At 31.5% G+C, this 13,648-nt stretch carries 16 protein-coding genes; 5 read left to right on the top strand and 11 right to left on the bottom strand.

The features are described 5' to 3' along the window. Positions 1 to 32: 32 nt before the first annotated feature. The 6 genes from U5A88_RS14485 to U5A88_RS14460 all read right to left on the bottom strand — a co-directional run bounded on the left by U5A88_RS14485 (position 33) and on the right by U5A88_RS14460 (position 4,677). On the bottom strand, positions 33 to 647 hold the full coding sequence (locus U5A88_RS14485) for a hypothetical protein (protein ID WP_354207613.1): 615 nt from the start codon (positions 645 to 647) through the stop codon (positions 33 to 35). 6 nt (positions 648 to 653) lie between these two features. Beyond that, positions 654 to 1,787 (bottom strand): hypothetical protein, encoded by a 1,134-nt coding sequence (locus tag U5A88_RS14480; RefSeq protein WP_354207611.1) that lies wholly within the window; start codon positions 1,785 to 1,787, stop codon positions 654 to 656. Then, entirely contained in the window at positions 1,768 to 2,301 is a 534-nt protein-coding gene (locus U5A88_RS14475) for a hypothetical protein (RefSeq protein WP_354207609.1), read from the bottom strand. Before U5A88_RS14475 ends, U5A88_RS14480 begins: the two co-directional genes overlap by 20 nt. Continuing rightward, positions 2,285 to 2,833, bottom strand: a complete 549-nt coding sequence (locus tag U5A88_RS14470; protein ID WP_354207607.1) for an RNA polymerase sigma factor — start codon at positions 2,831 to 2,833, stop codon at positions 2,285 to 2,287. Before U5A88_RS14470 ends, U5A88_RS14475 begins: the two co-directional genes overlap by 17 nt. A 359-nt stretch (positions 2,834 to 3,192) precedes the next feature. Beyond that, entirely contained in the window at positions 3,193 to 3,867 is a 675-nt protein-coding gene (locus tag U5A88_RS14465) for a hypothetical protein (RefSeq protein WP_354207606.1), read from the bottom strand. Positions 3,868 to 3,921: 54 nt separating this feature from the next. Continuing rightward, positions 3,922 to 4,677 (bottom strand): SDR family NAD(P)-dependent oxidoreductase, encoded by a 756-nt coding sequence (locus U5A88_RS14460; protein WP_354207604.1) that lies wholly within the window; start codon positions 4,675 to 4,677, stop codon positions 3,922 to 3,924. Positions 4,678 to 4,926: 249 nt separating this feature from the next. On the opposite strand from U5A88_RS14460, the gene U5A88_RS14455 reads away from it, so the two are divergent. Continuing rightward, positions 4,927 to 5,325, top strand: coding sequence for a c-type cytochrome (locus U5A88_RS14455; RefSeq protein ID WP_354207603.1), 399 nt, complete (start codon positions 4,927 to 4,929; stop codon positions 5,323 to 5,325). Between the two features lie 6 nt (positions 5,326 to 5,331). Here U5A88_RS14455 and U5A88_RS14450 read toward each other — a convergent pair whose 3' ends face one another. From U5A88_RS14450 to U5A88_RS14430, 5 genes are all read right to left on the bottom strand, one after another. Beyond that, entirely contained in the window at positions 5,332 to 6,468 is a 1,137-nt protein-coding gene (locus U5A88_RS14450; RefSeq protein ID WP_354207602.1) for an ATP-binding protein, read from the bottom strand. Between the two features lie 197 nt (positions 6,469 to 6,665). Further along, the gene (locus U5A88_RS14445; RefSeq protein WP_354207600.1) at positions 6,666 to 7,586 is read right to left on the bottom strand and encodes a hypothetical protein; all 921 of its coding nucleotides are present in this window, start codon (positions 7,584 to 7,586) and stop codon (positions 6,666 to 6,668) included. A gap of 147 nt (positions 7,587 to 7,733) precedes the next feature. Then, positions 7,734 to 8,216 (bottom strand): hypothetical protein, encoded by a 483-nt coding sequence (locus U5A88_RS14440; protein WP_354207598.1) that lies wholly within the window; start codon positions 8,214 to 8,216, stop codon positions 7,734 to 7,736. 51 nt (positions 8,217 to 8,267) lie between these two features. Continuing rightward, on the bottom strand, positions 8,268 to 10,166 hold the full coding sequence (locus U5A88_RS14435) for an amidophosphoribosyltransferase (RefSeq protein WP_354207596.1): 1,899 nt from the start codon (positions 10,164 to 10,166) through the stop codon (positions 8,268 to 8,270). 45 nt (positions 10,167 to 10,211) lie between these two features. Continuing rightward, positions 10,212 to 11,138, bottom strand: a complete 927-nt coding sequence (locus tag U5A88_RS14430; protein ID WP_354207595.1) for a PfkB family carbohydrate kinase — start codon at positions 11,136 to 11,138, stop codon at positions 10,212 to 10,214. Positions 11,139 to 11,234: 96 nt separating this feature from the next. On the opposite strand from U5A88_RS14430, the gene U5A88_RS14425 reads away from it, so the two are divergent. The 4 genes from U5A88_RS14425 (at position 11,235) to U5A88_RS14410 (ending at position 13,546) form a co-directional block, all read left to right on the top strand. After that, positions 11,235 to 11,660 (top strand): SufE family protein, encoded by a 426-nt coding sequence (locus U5A88_RS14425; RefSeq protein ID WP_354207593.1) that lies wholly within the window; start codon positions 11,235 to 11,237, stop codon positions 11,658 to 11,660. 32 nt (positions 11,661 to 11,692) lie between these two features. Beyond that, complete coding sequence (locus U5A88_RS14420) at positions 11,693 to 12,013, top strand: iron-sulfur cluster assembly protein (RefSeq protein ID WP_354207591.1); 321 nt, start codon at positions 11,693 to 11,695, stop codon at positions 12,011 to 12,013. Further along, complete coding sequence (locus tag U5A88_RS14415; RefSeq protein WP_354207589.1) at positions 12,014 to 12,523, top strand: DUF2480 family protein; 510 nt, start codon at positions 12,014 to 12,016, stop codon at positions 12,521 to 12,523. It abuts the gene before it with no gap. 84 nt (positions 12,524 to 12,607) lie between these two features. After that, positions 12,608 to 13,546, top strand: coding sequence for a DUF3078 domain-containing protein (locus tag U5A88_RS14410; RefSeq protein ID WP_354207587.1), 939 nt, complete (start codon positions 12,608 to 12,610; stop codon positions 13,544 to 13,546). Positions 13,547 to 13,648 lie beyond the last annotated feature (102 nt).

The raw sequence follows: 13,648 nt of genomic DNA, 5'->3' as shown, positions 1-13,648 counted from the left end.
AAAACCGCTCAATTAAAAAGCGGTTTTTTATTTTAATGAAATAGGATATCAATTAAAAAATAGTTAGGAATATTGAATACTTTTCCCCATTCGTCGGGTTTATGCTTACTTCCCGCTACATCACAATATTTTTTCCATCCTGTTTTTTTATCTATGTATGGTAAGAAATACCCTAAAATGTAAGTAGGTTTTCCTTCCTCAATTTGTAATCGTTTGCTTCCATCAAGAAAATCGTGCAAAGCATAATCATCTTTGGGTTTCTTAATTTGATATTTTTTTGTAACCGAAAAACGATCGAATATGGCCGACATTTTAATTGTATTATCTAATTGTGTTTTTACGTAGAAATTAAATTTAAAAGTATCAGAACCAATAAGCTGCAAATACGGATCTTTTTTGGTACTAATTAAAGTATCAATATTCGATAGAGCCCCATTATTAAACTCCTTTAACAATAAAGTATAACCTTTATTTTTTAAATTTTCCCCAGAAAATTTAAGATTAATAACTTCAACACCTTGAAATCGTAAGGCCTCATATATATCCTTATTTTTGGATCCATAATCAGTTGTTAGCTCAATTCTTTTTTGTGCTGGTGAAATAAGAAAGCTTAGTAATACTATGCTAAAGATTAATTTTGTTTTCATTTTAAATTATTTTTTAACTGGTTTGTATGTTTCACTATGAGAATAAATTACGCCATGAATAATATCGAAATATATATGACCAGCATATTTACCAATTCCTTTTTTCTTTCTGGCTACCATTTTTTCTTTTTTACCTGTTTTATTTGGCTGCATATTGATTGTGATATTATCAAAATAACTTACGGTATTATTGCCTATTGCTAAATATGAGAAATCACTTTCAGGATGATAAAAATGAATCTTTGAATATTCAGCATTTAGTTTAAAGGTTTTGAAATTATTAGAAAAATTATAGAAAAACAGTTCACTGTTAAAATCCTTTATTTCTACATTTTCTTGAATTTCACCTACCTCTAATTTAGATAAGTCTAAAGTTAGAATTGCATTTTTAACGCTACCTATAAAACTATTAGAAGAGTTGTTTAATGTATAATTTCCACCTTCAATTTCTTCCACTAGTAACGAAGCATTTTTCAATAACAGGTTAGACATAATGAGTGTTCTAGCCTTAAAAAAACTGCCATTCATGTCTAAATTTAAATTTTCAGATTTTGGCATGCTAGAAGTAATTCTTGCCCTTTGGGCGATAATTTTTAAAGACAGATAATCAGGAATATATAAAAAGAAATGAGATTTTTTAACTTGTGCATTTTCATCATTTTCAATTTGTTTCAGAATTGAGGACATGAAGTTTCCTTCTTTTGATGAGGTAGATTTTATACTTTCAAGTATATCCTTTTTGGTTTTTTTAACCCTTTTTTTGTTATCTAAACTCTTTGAACTAGTAGCTGAGGAAATGATTAGAGGAGCATCAGATATAAATTCAGCAGGTGAGATTGTCGTTTTGCTTTTTATACTTAAAACAATTTTATCTAAAGTAATATTTTTGTTAAACTTCACCTTAGACAAGTTGTTTTTTATTTCTTTTTCAGAAAACCCTTTAAACTCCATAGAGAAGTCAATATGAATTCTATTATCCGATGATGGTAAAATAGTTAATGGAACGTTCTCTATGTCTATTTGTAAAAACTTAGCAGTTCCAATGTCAATACTTTCTTTTAAAACAGACTGCTTTTGTGCAAAAAAAGACCCAGTAAAAAATAAAAAAAGTACTAGAAACTTATAAAATAATGGTCTCATTTGTTCTTTGCTTTTCGTTAAGTATTTTAATATGATTCTGAATGTTTTTTAGTAATTGCAACCGAGTTTGAAGATTGCCAATTAAACCTTCTAAAACAGTTATGTTATTTGGACTTTCGTTAAAACTTTTTGAAATCTCCTTATAATTATTGTCTAAGTTGTTTAACTTTTCTTTGTACCTATCAATAAGTTTTTGATCGTAAGCTATTTTTACGAAATTTTGCCATTCGTTATCAATTTCCCGTAAATAGTCTTGTTCAATTTGTTGTACTTGCAATTCTAATGGCGTTGGGCCCTTTATTTTTGAGGACTTTTGATTCATAATGTAATACCCAGCAGCTATTATCAAAACAAAAGAAGCGGCAAATTTTAAAAATATACCTAGATTACCTTTTTTAGGTTTTTCTGTTTTTGAAAATTTTAATTTTTCCGTAAATTCTATTCTATGATTTGGAGGTAATTTTTTACTATCAAGGTCTTCACCTCTAAATAATTCTCTAATATCTCTTTTCATATCTTTTAGTTTTAAGTTTTTCCTTTAACATCAGTTTTCCTCTTCGTAATTGCGTTCTTGAAGTTTTGACTGCAATATTTAATATCTCCGAAATTTCAGTGTGATCATATCCTTCAATTAAATAGAGCATTAGAACCAAACTATATTTTTTAGGAGTATTTTCAATTGCATCAATAATTTGTCTTTTGGTAATTGTTATGTCGAAACTCCAGTCATCATCATCTGTAATTTCCAACGGAATATTTTCAAAGGAAATCGTTTCTAATTTTTTCTTCTTTAGAGTATCTATACACTGATTTATAACAATTCTTTTTAACCATGCACCAAAACTTACTTTTTCTACAAAAGAATCTAATTTTGAAAATGCCTTTAAAAAGCTTTCCTGCATTATATCTTTGGCTTCCTCCTCATTTTTTAAATATCTACAAGCAATATTGAACATGGCATGGCAATAGTTGTCATAAAGTTCTAATTGAGATCTTTGATCTCCATTTTTACATTGTTCAATTAATTCTTGTTGACTTGATGGCATTTAAAGGCGTTAGTTCAATATTAAAAACGAAGAAAATATCTTAGAGTTTCAAAAAAGTGGAATTTATGTAAAAATAAAAAAAGCCTTGCTTCAATGCCGAATTTTTTCGGGAGAAACAAGGCCTATCTCAAATTGGAAAATAGTGATACAAACTTCGTTCATTAATAACTACTAATCAAGGGGAGAAACCCTAGATTTTAAAGGGGTTTTTTCCTTTTTTTGTTTTTAAAAAAGATAATAATTGGTATTTTTCTGTAATAAAAAAAACCTTGATTCTACTTTAATCTTTAGTAGAATCAAGGTTTTTTTACAATTGATTAAGGATTACCGTTTTTTCAACACGATAAAAAATAGTTAATTTATTGATCTTCAATAGACAATTTTATATATCCGCTTGCTGGATCGGCTAATGTTTCTCCACTACTCCAGAAACCGGTGATGTCTGCTTCTGTTTCAGAATATACTAAATCTGTAACTACGGTAAAATAGCTTGAACCACCATTGTAAGAATATACGCTAGTTATTATATCACCTGACGCTGTCCAAGTTCCAATTCCCTCAGAAGAACCACCATCCAATACATTCATGGTTCCATCGGCATTAAAATTCATTTCAAAATCATTATTCATTTCTGTTGAATTTGGGTTAGAGTTATAGCCACCCTCAAAGTTTCCTGAAAATTCATTTTCAACAATTACATTTATTGAAGTTTGCCCAGCCGAATTAGTGGCTATTATTTCAATGGTATTGGTTCCAATAGGAAGTGATTTATCCCACGAAATTACACCAGTATTGGCATCAATGGAAGTTCCTGTAATATTAGAGCCGAGACTAAATGTTCCATTATCCCCATTCCATTGTACCGTAGGAGTTTCCACTTCACCTTCGGTAAAAAAAGAAGTTGTAAGATTGGTATTAGCTATTGCTATGGTTGGTTCAGAAATCGGATCATCACTACTACATGAAAATACTAGGAAGATTAATGCAAGTGCAAAAATTTTAGTTAGCTTAAAGTTTTTTAAGGAGTTCATCATTAGAAATTTTTTAAAAAGGTTGAACTCAATAAACGGATGGTTGAGGCATTTATTTTAAAAATCACTTTTTTTAACTAGAGTACTACTTGCTTGTGCTGTACAAAACACCAACAAATCTGCAATATTTACATGTGGAGGTCTTGATATAGCAAAATAAATAATTTCGGCTATATCTTCTGCTTGTAATGCTTTATAGCCTTTATAAACGTTATCTGCTATGGTATCACCTTTAAAGCGAACTTGAGAAAATTCCGTTTCCACCAGACCAGGGTTTATTGCCCCAACTTTTATTCCGTAAGGATTCAGGTCAATTCGCATACCTTCTGTAATAGCTAAAACAGCATGTTTACTACCACAATAGACATTCCCATTAGGATATACTTCTTTACCCGCTGATGAGCCAATATTGATGATATGACCCGTTTTTCGGGCTACCATTTGTGGAATAATAGCTTTACTAACATAAAGCAAACCTTTTACATTACTATCCATCATGGCATCCCAATCGTCTAAACTACCCTCGTGAATAGGGTCTAAGCCGTGAGCATTGCCAGCATTGTTAATAAGAATATCAATTTGTTTAAAGTTATCCGGTAGCGAATTAATGGCATTAAAAACTGCATTTTTGTCAGCGACATCAAAATTCAAGGTATAAATCTTCGTTTTTTGTTCCAATTCCTTTTTTATGGAAGCTAATCGCTCTTTTCGTCTTCCACAAAGAATTAATTTAATATTGTTTTTGGCTAATTCATGGGCAGTTGCCAAGCCTATTCCACTTGTTGCCCCCGTGACAAATGCTGTTTTTTTCATACTTTAAAAATAGCCAAATAAGAACAACTTTAGAATATTTGTTGCTAAAAATCGTTTTTATATGGATGCGGTTTTATACATTTAATGTCCGTTTTGGTACGGAATTTGTCATAGGTAGTATGATAAAACAATAAAAATCAACTAGTTAATACATTAATTATGAAATGAGCATAGCTTAAATTTGAATAACAAACAAAAAGATTATTATGCGAATTCCATATGACGATTAAAAACAATAAAAAACAACAGATGAAAAAACAATTACTATATATATTAGGTTTAACGGTCTTAGTAGGTTTTATGAGCTTTACACTACAAGAAGACCGATGGAAAGCCCCTGAGGGCGCAAAAGATTTGAAAAACCCTATTAGTTCGGCTGACAAGTCTCAATCTGCTCAACGCGGAGCAAAAATTTTTAAAACACGTTGTATGATTTGTCATGGTACATCCGGCAAAGGGGATGGAATTGGCGGTAAAGCATTGAGTCCAAAACCGCAAAATTTAACTTCTGGTATGGTACAATCTCAAGCGGATGGAGAAATTTTTTGGAAGGTTACCAATGGTAGAAACGATATGATTAAATGGGGTCCAATACTTACAGAAGATCAACGTTGGGATGTTGTGAATTATGTAAGGACCTTGAAATAGAAATTACTAATTATACCTCAATTTACGTAAAATTCTTAAAGCATCTTTTAATTTTATATAGGCAGTTTTGTCTGACAATTCTTGTAAATAGGGTTTTGCTAACTCTAGTCTGTCTTTAGCGTCTTTAAATCCGTTTATCGAGCAAATTAAATAGGTGGTTGGGATTTGTTTTAAATCTGCTTTATTATTTTTTGACAAAGGAATACCTTTTTGTAACTTATCTAATATGGCATTATTATTATTGTAAATATGCCTTAAAACTACCGAATCAAATGTTGGGGGATTAAAAAGCAACTCACTAGCAATATCATAAGTTCCATTTTCTTTAAAGTTTATAATCGTTTTTTCTAACGGATAATAAGTTTGGTCATTATCAAAACCCAATTGAATATATTCTGTAATTATGAATGATTGTTGATTAAAATCAATTTCCACTTCGTCAAACGTAGAATAAAATAGTCGAATCTGTTCATTTACAAGCTCTATATCAACTCTAGAATAAAGCGTTTTACCGTTTATTTCTTTTTTTATACCGGCCCAACATAGTACAAAATGATCTTTAAAAACAATATAGTTGGGATTTAGCTCATGTTGATGGTCGTTGATAAAGTCAAAAACACCATTTAAAGTCAATTTTATATTGTTAATGGCATTTTTTTCGATGGCCTCAACAACCGCCTTATTAGTATTTTTTAAAGCTACTTTTTTTACAGCAATTGAGTTACTTCCTTGTCTCAGAAAAATACTGTTTTTAGAATATTTCCAAATTCCTTTTTGAAGGGAAGTTATTTTCTCAATTGGGTTTATAGTAACTAATCCAACAACTTTATAACGCGGTAACCTGGGGAATGCAATATTTTCATATTGTATTTTTGGGGGATTATCAAAATAGGCATTAACTAGGTTTTGAATTTTACTATCATCAAAAAAATCGACACCTATAATTTTATTGCTTTCATCTTCAATACCTATAACTATATAAGAATTATTTTGAGGATTAGAATTGGACAATGCACAAACATGCTTTAAAAACTTACCCTTACCCTCTTTTGAATCTAAGTTTAATTGAATTTTCTTATCATAAAAACTATTCTCGTCGTTATAAGCGAGTAAGTTTTTAATTAAAAGACGTTTGTTAAGCATTAAAGTATATGTGAGACGTGAGCTATTAGATTTTAGACAAATGAATTCAAGTGAGGAAAGATAAATAAAAAATTAGGGAATAATGTTATTCTCAAAAATCTCATGTTTTTATAAACAAAAACCGCCCCGAGTTATCGGGGCGGGGATGGTTGAACTTAATCAACCAAAATCAACTAACCAAACCTTATCTTTATACTTTAGCTTTTTACGGCTTTTATATTTCTCTTTTTTGATTTACGATATGTTTTAAATCGTTTTCTTGTTTCAGGGATTTGTCCTTTTGCTTTTGCATTCTTAAAGACAATATTATTTCTACCTTCAAATGTATATGTAGTTTCTGATGCCACATGATACAAATCTACTTCACCATCATTAATAACGGTCATTTCAAACTCTTCATTGTCTGACGAATCATAATCTAATGTTAAAATTTTTAGATCGTCATAACCCTCTACATCAAAGACTTCATACCCTCCTACATAATCCCAATTGATATATTCAACATTCGTGCCAAAGTCATCTTGAGATGATCTAAAAGTAGTGTTCTGCTCAGGTGTAAACTGTAAGTAATTCTCGTTATCAAACTCGTTTAAAGCACCTTGCTGACTAGTGACAGTTTTTTCCCATGCAACATATTCTTGTAAAAAGTATTCTATATTATCATAAAAAACGAAATCATAATCAAAATTACTTTTTTGATATCCAATTAGATAATAGCTCGTATTCGTATAACTATCTCTTATTTTAATTTCATCGCCAGCTAATTGAGTTACTTCTAAATCAATAAACCCGTCTTCGTTATGATCAACTTCTAAGACTCCATTAATAGTTTCATAATATCCAATTTGATCTCCATAACCATTACCTACAGTTCCTAAACCAACCATATTATTATTGGCAATTAAGTTTCCGTTTTGAAATGACACCGTAAATGCTTTAGATAAAAATGGCACATCAACACTACCTGTGGTTCTATTATAGTCTATATACCATAAATCATATGATGTTACTAATTGTTCTAAGGAAATAGAATCATCATATGGATCATCATTAATTACACATGACGTAAATAGAACGGTGGTTAGAAAAAATATGCTAAGTAATTTTAAAGCTTTCATCTGTTCGTTTTTTATTGTTTATAACAGGTCAGTTGGTATGTCTAAACTATTATCTTTTAGATTAGAATTTAAAAAACCTCTATGGCATTTCATAATTGGGTGTTTTTAAATATACTTAGTGTAATCCAAAAGTTGTGCCAAAAAAATCTAAGGATAGATTATTGTCTTCCCTTTTTGTAATGTATCCAGCTTAAAATAACGCTTTTTATCATTAACGGTATAGCTTATTACACACTCGTTTTTAGACAGTTCAAAAGGAATTTTAATTGCAGGTTTAGGTGCCTTATTACCAAATTCTTTTTTAGGATCTTTATCTATAATAATCATTTTATCAGTAAAATCAGAATTACTAAAATTACCTGAAATCACTGTCTTTTCATTAAAAGAAGAAACACTTAAGTTAGTAGTTTTATCATTAAAATAGATAGAGTCAAACGTAATATTATTTCCAAATTTTTCAGCAAACTCTATTGTAACCATAGTTCCTTTTGAGCCTGATTTACCACCAATCCATTCTTGATATTTAGCTTTTGCCACCGTAAAAGGTGGTTTTTTATCAAATTGACTACTGGCACAATTGGTAAATAATGTGAGTATTAGAATACTTGTTATTATTGTAGAAGTTTTCATAATATTATTTTTGGAATAAGAATTGCAATTTAAATGCCAAAGTATTAACAATTAGTAAGCTCTCTTGTTGTTACCCTCATAAAAGTTGATAAAAGCTCTATTGACCACTTTTGTGCCACCAACAGTAGGGTAATCTCCGCTAAAATACCAATCGCCAGCATTTTTAGGACAGGCTTTATGTAGATTTTTTAGAGGTTGAAAAATAACTTTTATCTCAGCATTTATAGTTTCTGTTTTCAGCATTTGAGCAATTTTATCTGAAATTTGTTCGGCCGTAAACGGATTGTAAATTTCTTTGACATAATTTTCAACTTCATTTTCTTTAAGCTTGTTTTGCTGTTTACACTTTTTATAAACGCTCTCCACTATTTCGTACTGATTGGTTTCTTTTAATAGCTCTAAAGTGGCTTTAAAAGCTATAAATTCCTCTAATTTTGCCATATCTATACCGTAACAGTCAGGATATCTAATTTGAGGAGCAGAAGACACAATTACTATTTTTTTTGGGTTTAACCTATCTAAAATTTTGATAATACTCTTTTTTAACGTTGTGCCGCGCACTATACTATCGTCAATAACTACTAGATTGTCAGTTGGTTTTACAACGCCATAAGTAACATCGTAAACGTGAGCCACTAAATCGTCACGACTGTTATCATCTGCAATAAAAGTTCGTAATTTGGCATCCTTTATGGCAATTTTTTCAATGCGTGGTCTTTCAGATAAAATTTCTGTTACTTTTTTCAAGGATAAATCACGTTGCCCTTTTAATATCCGTTTTAATTTATACTTATTCAGATAGTCTTCTGCTGCTTCAGAGATACCAAAAAATGAAGTTTCAGCTGTATTGGGTATATATGAGAATACTGTATTATTAATATCACTATCAATATGCTTTAAAATGGTAGGAAAAATCAGTTTACCTAAATTTTTACGCTCATTGTAAATTTCTGCATCACTTCCCCTAGAGAAGTAGATACGCTCAAAAGAACACGATTTTTTTTCACGTTGTTCTAAAATAGGATCTACAGAAATATCTCCGCTTTTTTTAATAATTAGGGCATGGCCTCTGTCCAATTCCTTTACTTCGTCAAAAGCAGCATTAAAAGCAGTTTGTATAACTGGTCTTTCTGAGGCCACAACCACTACCTCATCATCTTTATAATAATATGCAGGTCTTATGCCCGAAGGATCTCTCAGCACAAAAGCATCTCCATGACCCAATAAACCAGCCATTGCATAACCACCATCCCAACTTTTAGCGGCCCGTTGTAAAATACGCTGTATGTCCAGTTCTTTTTCAATTACCTCAGAGGCATTTCTTTTGCTTATGTTTTTTTCCTTGCACTCTTCATATATTTTTTGAATCTCATCATCCAAAAAATGCCCAATTTTTTCCATAACGGTAACCGTGTCCGTATTTTCTTTAGGATGTTGACCGAGTTCTATCAACTCTTCAAGTAACTCTCTAGAGTTGGTCATGTTAAAATTACCCGCTACAATCAGGTTTTTATGTTTCCAGTTGTTTTGACGCAAAAATGGATGAACGCTCTCAATGCTGTTCCTGCCAAAAGTACCATAACGTACATGGCCTAAAAAAACGTTGCCAACATAAGGTATATTCTCTATTTGCCATTGCACATCGTCTTTCTTTTCAGGTCTTTTCTCCAGTTCTTTATTTAGACGATTATTTATTTGGGCAAAAATATCTTGAATTGGTGTTGACTGATTTGAACGTACACGGCTCATAAAGCGAGTGCCTGGATCAACATCAAACTTTATACTTGCAAAACCAGCACCATCTTGACCGCGATTGTGCTGTTTTTCCATTAAAAGGTACATTTTGTTGATGGCATAAAAAGAAGTACCGTATTTTTTTTTGTAGTAAGATAGCGGTTTTAACAACCTTACCATTGCAATTCCACATTCGTGTTTAATGGCGTCACTCATTATTTGATATTTAATAAAAAATCCGCATAAAAATGCGGAATATAATTAACTTAATTCTATTTCAAATTGTGTTAGTTCTTTAAACCTTCTTAAACGTTTTTGAATTTCATTCTTGGTTAGCCCTTCCATTCTCCTTGTACCAAATTTTTCAACACTAAAAGAAGCCATATTAGAGCCATATATTACCGCATTCTTCATATTTTCAAAAGAGACATCCTTAGTTTCTGCCATATAACCTATAAAACCACCAGCAAACGTGTCACCAGCACCTGTTGGGTCAAAAACCTCTTCTAGAGGTAATGCCGGAGCAAAAAAGATATTATCTTCATGGAATAATAACGCACCATGTTCTCCTTTTTTAATTACAACATATTTAGGACCCATAGTTGAAATTTTTTGTGCTGCTTTAACCAGAGAATATTGACCGCTTAATTGTCTAGCTTCCTCGTCGTTAATCGTAATTACATCTACTTTTTTAATTACTTCAAGTAGTTCGTCCCAAGCATTGTCCATCCAAAAATTCATAGTATCTAATACAGTTAGCTTTGGTCGGTTAGGTATCTGTTTAATTACAGAGAGCTGAACTGAAGGGTGTAAATTGCCCAACATCAAAAAATCGGTGTCCTTAAAATTTTCGGGTACAATAGGGTTGAAGTTTGCCAAGGTATTGAGTTCGGTTACTAAAGTATCGCGAGTATTCATATCGTTATGATATTTACCGCTCCAAAAAAAGGTTTTACCGCCTTTTACAATTTCGATTCCTGTGGTATCTATATTTTTGCTGTTTAAAACGTTTAAATACCCTTCAGGAAAGTCATCACCAACTACTGAAACAATACCGCAATCAATGTTAAATTGAGATGCAGATAGACCAATAAATGTTGCTGCACCGCCTAAAATTTTATCTGTTTTGCCAAAAGGTGTTTCTATTTTATCAAAAGCTACTGTACCTACAATTAAAAGTTTACTCATAATATCCTAAAAGTTCAAAATTTGGGTAATGCACTTCGGTCTTCTGGCTTTTAGACTTCGGTCTTTTCCCTATCTTTGCAAAAATAACTTTTAAAAATGACTATAAAAGAAATACAAGAAGAAATTATCGATGAATTTTCCATGTTTGATGATTGGATGCAGCGATACGAATATATTATAGAATTAGGCAGGTCTATTCCGCTGATTGATGAGCAATACAAGACTGATGACAATATTATAAAAGGCTGTCAATCAAAAGTTTGGTTAAATGCAGATGTCAAAGACGACAAAATTCTATTTACCGCGGATAGTGATGCTATTTTGACTAAAGGTATTATTGCTCTGTTATTACGTGTTTTTTCTGATCATACACCTCAGGAAATACTAGATGCTGATACTGATTTTATTGATGAAATAGGATTAAAAGAACATTTATCTCCAACAAGAGCTAACGGTTTGGTTTCTATGATTAAACAATTGAAACTGTATGCCGTGGCTTTTCAGTCAAAAATGAGCCAATAAATAGTATCTTTGTAATCTAAAATGTATGAATTATGACAGAAACAGAAGTACAGGCGTTGGGAGATAAGGTGGTTACGGTCTTAAAGACAATTTACGATCCTGAGATTCCAGTAGATATCTATGAACTGGGATTAATTTATGATGTTTTTGTAAATGAAAATAGTGAGGTTAAAATATTAATGACACTTACTTCTCCAAATTGTCCCGTTGCAGAAACGTTGCCTGTAGAGGTTGAAGAAAAGGTAAAGGTCTTAGAAGAAGTTAAGGATGCTGAAGTAGAAATAACTTTTGACCCAACTTGGACACAAGATATGATGAGTGAAGAAGCAAGATTGGAACTAGGGTTTTTATAAATGGCAAATGAAATTGTAAATAGAGTTGCCAATAGTAAATTGATTACTATTGATCTAGAAGAATTTTATCCTGATGGTGAAAGAATTCTTTTCGATATTTCTATGTGGCTTTACGAAGGTTTAATTTTGCGAGAAAAAGATTTTAGAGAAAGCGTCAAAAGTTATGATTGGTCTCAATATAAAGACACATATATAGCATTATCCTGCAAAACAGATGCTATTATTCCTTCATGGGCATATTTATTGATTACAACCTATTCAAGTCCATTTGCAAAAAAGGTAGTTGTTGGTGATTTAGAACTGCTTGAAACAGCTATTTTTCAAGACATTATCAATACTTTAGATATTTCTGAATATAAAGACAAGCCTATAATAATAAAAGGTTGTGCTGAGAAATATATCCCAGAAACAGCTTCTGTACAGTTGGTTGAAAGACTCTTGCCTGTTGCCAAAACCATTATGTTTGGCGAGGCCTGTTCTACTGTTCCTCTTTTTAAAAAGCCAAGGTAAATTCTACAATAAAAAGTGTTTTTTAAACATATACCTAAAATTATGTATTTTTGCCGCACAAAATAAAAACTAAAATTTAAAATCATGAGAAAAATTGTATTCGTATTGGGGGTAATGTTTGCAATAACAAGCACTTATGCACAAACACGAGAGGAATTAAAAGCTGAACAAGCAGCTAAAAAAGATTCTATTGCCGCTATTCAAGGAAGAGTTGATGCCTTACAAGGTCAAATTGATGCTTTTCCTGGGTGGAAAACTGGTGCTTTTGGTACCATTGGTGGTAGTTTTTCTGACTTTAGCAATTGGTACTCTAAAGCTTCAGCAAATTCATCTAATGGTAATATCGGATTTACGGTAAATGCTTTTGCTAATTTAGATCAACCAAAGTTTTTCTGGAAAAATTCAGGAAATATAAACCTATCATGGGTAAAATTAGACGATAAAGATGTGTCTACTGACAGTAAAAAATTTGAAGAAGCTAATGATGTGTTTAGCTTAACTTCGCTTTATGGTTATAAACTAAGTGATAAATTTGCTATTTCTGCTTTAGGAGAATACAGAACTACAATTTTAAGTAATTTTAATGATCCGGGCTATTTAGACCTTGGTGCGGGTGCCACTTGGACACCAATTACTGATATGGTTGTGGTAATACACCCGTTGAATTACAACTTTGTATTTAGTAAAGGTGAAAGCGTTTTTGAATCTTCTTTAGGTGCTAAAATAGTTGTTGATTACACGAAACAATTAGGTGCAGTAAGCTTTAAAACAAACCTTTCGGCATTTAATAGTTATAAAAGTGCTGATTACTCCAATTGGACATGGACCAACTCTTTTGGTTATACACTTTGGAAGAAAATTGGTGTAGGTTTTGACTTAGGCTTAAGAAAAAACAAACAAGAGGCTTTAAATGCCATCACTACTAGAGATAACATTTCAGGTTACGACCCTGATGCCACTTTTGATAGCGTTGACAATAAACTGCAAACCTATTGGATGTTAGGCTTAAGCTACGCTTTCTAAATAGATAATAAAAGATAAATTAAAAGCACTCTCTAGTTTTCTGGTTGAGTGCTTTTTTATTACCCATTATTTTATATTATTTTAGCCATAAATTATAAGTCA

It is taken from the genome of Aureibaculum sp. 2308TA14-22 (assembly GCF_040538665.1).
Classification (GTDB): Bacteria; Bacteroidota; Bacteroidia; order Flavobacteriales; family Flavobacteriaceae; genus Aureibaculum.
The sequence above is the reverse complement of the archived record's forward strand: the minus strand, read 5'-3'. Positions and strand labels throughout refer to the sequence as shown.

Excerpts from the sequence above, each read along its gene's own strand:
- U5A88_RS14460 (WP_354207604.1), bottom strand. The coding sequence starts at position 4,677 with ATGAAAAAAACAGCATTTGTCACGGGGGCAACAAGTGGAATAGGCTTG.
- U5A88_RS14470 (WP_354207607.1), bottom strand. The coding sequence starts at position 2,833 with ATGCCATCAAGTCAACAAGAATTAATTGAACAATGTAAAAATGGAGAT.
- U5A88_RS14465 (WP_354207606.1), bottom strand. The coding sequence starts at position 3,867 with ATGATGAACTCCTTAAAAAACTTTAAGCTAACTAAAATTTTTGCACTT.
- U5A88_RS14420 (WP_354207591.1), top strand. The coding sequence starts at position 11,693 with ATGACAGAAACAGAAGTACAGGCGTTGGGAGATAAGGTGGTTACGGTC.
- U5A88_RS14450 (WP_354207602.1), bottom strand. The coding sequence starts at position 6,468 with ATGCTTAACAAACGTCTTTTAATTAAAAACTTACTCGCTTATAACGAC.
- U5A88_RS14480 (WP_354207611.1), bottom strand. The coding sequence starts at position 1,787 with ATGAGACCATTATTTTATAAGTTTCTAGTACTTTTTTTATTTTTTACT.
- U5A88_RS14485 (WP_354207613.1), bottom strand. The coding sequence starts at position 647 with ATGAAAACAAAATTAATCTTTAGCATAGTATTACTAAGCTTTCTTATT.
- U5A88_RS14410 (WP_354207587.1), top strand. The coding sequence starts at position 12,608 with ATGAGAAAAATTGTATTCGTATTGGGGGTAATGTTTGCAATAACAAGC.
- U5A88_RS14415 (WP_354207589.1), top strand. The coding sequence starts at position 12,014 with ATGGCAAATGAAATTGTAAATAGAGTTGCCAATAGTAAATTGATTACT.
- U5A88_RS14430 (WP_354207595.1), bottom strand. The coding sequence starts at position 11,138 with ATGAGTAAACTTTTAATTGTAGGTACAGTAGCTTTTGATAAAATAGAA.
- U5A88_RS14440 (WP_354207598.1), bottom strand. The coding sequence starts at position 8,216 with ATGAAAACTTCTACAATAATAACAAGTATTCTAATACTCACATTATTT.
- U5A88_RS14435 (WP_354207596.1), bottom strand. The coding sequence starts at position 10,166 with ATGAGTGACGCCATTAAACACGAATGTGGAATTGCAATGGTAAGGTTG.
- U5A88_RS14445 (WP_354207600.1), bottom strand. The coding sequence starts at position 7,586 with ATGAAAGCTTTAAAATTACTTAGCATATTTTTTCTAACCACCGTTCTA.
- U5A88_RS14475 (WP_354207609.1), bottom strand. The coding sequence starts at position 2,301 with ATGAAAAGAGATATTAGAGAATTATTTAGAGGTGAAGACCTTGATAGT.
- U5A88_RS14425 (WP_354207593.1), top strand. The coding sequence starts at position 11,235 with ATGACTATAAAAGAAATACAAGAAGAAATTATCGATGAATTTTCCATG.
- U5A88_RS14455 (WP_354207603.1), top strand. The coding sequence starts at position 4,927 with ATGAAAAAACAATTACTATATATATTAGGTTTAACGGTCTTAGTAGGT.